Below are 536 nucleotides of genomic sequence, written 5' to 3'. Positions count from 1 at the left end.
CAAATGCTGCGCTCTTTGCCTTCTTTCTCAACCCAACAAGCGGCGTGAGGTGAAGCATGATCATTAACAACAGCACCATTCTCCTGACAGGCGCAACGGGCGGAATTGGGCAAGCCATCGCGCAAGAGTTGTCAAAACGCGGAGCCAGCCTCATTCTTGTTGGGCGAAACGAAGAGAGCTTGCAAACACTACAGCGTGAACTGTCAAATCCAGAACGTCATGACGTAGTCGTTACAGACATCACCTCATCAGAAGGATTAACAGCAATTAAAGATCGAGCGCGCCAACATCAAAAAGTGGACGCACTGATTAACAATGCGGGCAGCAACGATTTCTCGTTGTTAAGCCACAAACGACCAACGCAGATTGCAGACGAAATCCAACTCAATCTCGTCGCGCCGATGCTGCTGTGCCAGTCGGCGTTAACGTGGTTAAAACAGCCTGGGGTGATTCTCAATATTGGTTCAACATTCGGCTCAATTGGCTACCCAGGCTATACCTCCTATTGCGCGGCAAAAGCGGGGTTGCACCGTTTT

At 50.2% G+C, this 536-nt stretch carries 1 protein-coding gene; it reads left to right on the top strand.

Going from position 1 to position 536, the window contains the following annotated elements; translation table 11 throughout:
- Positions 1–56: 56 nt before the first annotated feature.
- A partial coding sequence (locus R8O10_RS27180) for an SDR family NAD(P)-dependent oxidoreductase (protein ID WP_318192224.1) occupies positions 57–536 on the top strand: 480 nt, incomplete at its 3' end.

This window comes from Vibrio sp. 1727, from assembly GCF_033344415.1.
Lineage (GTDB): Bacteria > Pseudomonadota > Gammaproteobacteria > Enterobacterales > Vibrionaceae > Vibrio > Vibrio alginolyticus.
Note: the sequence above shows the minus strand (reverse complement) of the source record. Positions and strands in the feature narration are given on the sequence as shown.